This is a genomic window from Microbacterium sp. NPDC003461 (genome assembly GCF_053588335.1).
Genome location: NZ_JBSFPT010000053.1, coordinates 3628 through 5238, shown reverse-complemented (window position 1 = coordinate 5238; position 1611 = coordinate 3628). Strand labels below are relative to the sequence as shown.

The 1611-nt window shown below is 56.1% G+C and carries 1 rRNA gene; it reads left to right on the top strand.

The features are described from left to right. Positions 1-17 precede the first annotated feature (17 nt). Positions 18-1542, top strand: a 16S ribosomal RNA gene (locus tag ACWDR7_RS12935). Positions 1543-1611 lie beyond the last annotated feature (69 nt).

Genomic DNA, 1611 nt, shown 5'->3' with positions numbered 1-1611 from the left:
TGTTGTGGCATTCGTTTTTTACGGAGAGTTTGATCCTGGCTCAGGATGAACGCTGGCGGCGTGCTTAACACATGCAAGTCGAACGGTGAAGCTCCAGCTTGCTGGAGTGGATCAGTGGCGAACGGGTGAGTAACACGTGAGCAACCTGCCCCTGACTCTGGGATAACAGCCGGAAACGGCTGCTAATACCGGATATGCACCATGAACGCATGTTCTGTGGTGGGAAAGATTTTTCGGTTGGGGATGGGCTCGCGGCCTATCAGCTTGTTGGTGAGGTAATGGCTCACCAAGGCGTCGACGGGTAGCCGGCCTGAGAGGGTGACCGGCCACACTGGGACTGAGACACGGCCCAGACTCCTACGGGAGGCAGCAGTGGGGAATATTGCACAATGGGCGAAAGCCTGATGCAGCAACGCCGCGTGAGGGATGACGGCCTTCGGGTTGTAAACCTCTTTTAGCAGGGAAGAAGCGAGAGTGACGGTACCTGCAGAAAAAGCGCCGGCTAACTACGTGCCAGCAGCCGCGGTAATACGTAGGGCGCAAGCGTTATCCGGAATTATTGGGCGTAAAGAGCTCGTAGGCGGTTTGTCGCGTCTGCTGTGAAAACTGGAGGCTCAACCTCCAGCCTGCAGTGGGTACGGGCAGACTAGAGTGCGGTAGGGGAGATTGGAATTCCTGGTGTAGCGGTGGAATGCGCAGATATCAGGAGGAACACCGATGGCGAAGGCAGATCTCTGGGCCGTAACTGACGCTGAGGAGCGAAAGGGTGGGGAGCGAACAGGCTTAGATACCCTGGTAGTCCACCCCGTAAACGTTGGGAACTAGTTGTGGGGGCCTTTCCACGGTCTCCGTGACGCAGCTAACGCATTAAGTTCCCCGCCTGGGGAGTACGGCCGCAAGGCTAAAACTCAAAGGAATTGACGGGGACCCGCACAAGCGGCGGAGCATGCGGATTAATTCGATGCAACGCGAAGAACCTTACCAAGGCTTGACATATACGAGAACGGGCTAGAAATAGTCAACTCTTTGGACACTCGTATACAGGTGGTGCATGGTTGTCGTCAGCTCGTGTCGTGAGATGTTGGGTTAAGTCCCGCAACGAGCGCAACCCTCGTTCTCTGTTGCCAGCACGTAATGGTGGGAACTCAGGGGATACTGCCGGGGTCAACTCGGAGGAAGGTGGGGATGACGTCAAATCATCATGCCCCTTATGTCTTGGGCTTCACGCATGCTACAATGGCCGGTACAAAGGGCTGCAATACCGTGAGGTGGAGCGAATCCCAAAAAGCCGGTCCCAGTTCGGATTGAGGTCTGCAACTCGACCTCATGAAGTCGGAGTCGCTAGTAATCGCAGATCAGCAACGCTGCGGTGAATACGTTCCCGGGTCTTGTACACACCGCCCGTCAAGTCATGAAAGTCGGTAACACCTGAAGCCGGTGGCCTAACCCTTGTGGAGGGAGCCGTCGAAGGTGGGATCGGTAATTAGGACTAAGTCGTAACAAGGTAGCCGTACCGGAAGGTGCGGCTGGATCACCTCCTTTCTAAGGAGCATCTGGCACCCTCTGGGGTGTCCAGGCGCCGGATCATCACCGAATGTGTGATGCCGGTTA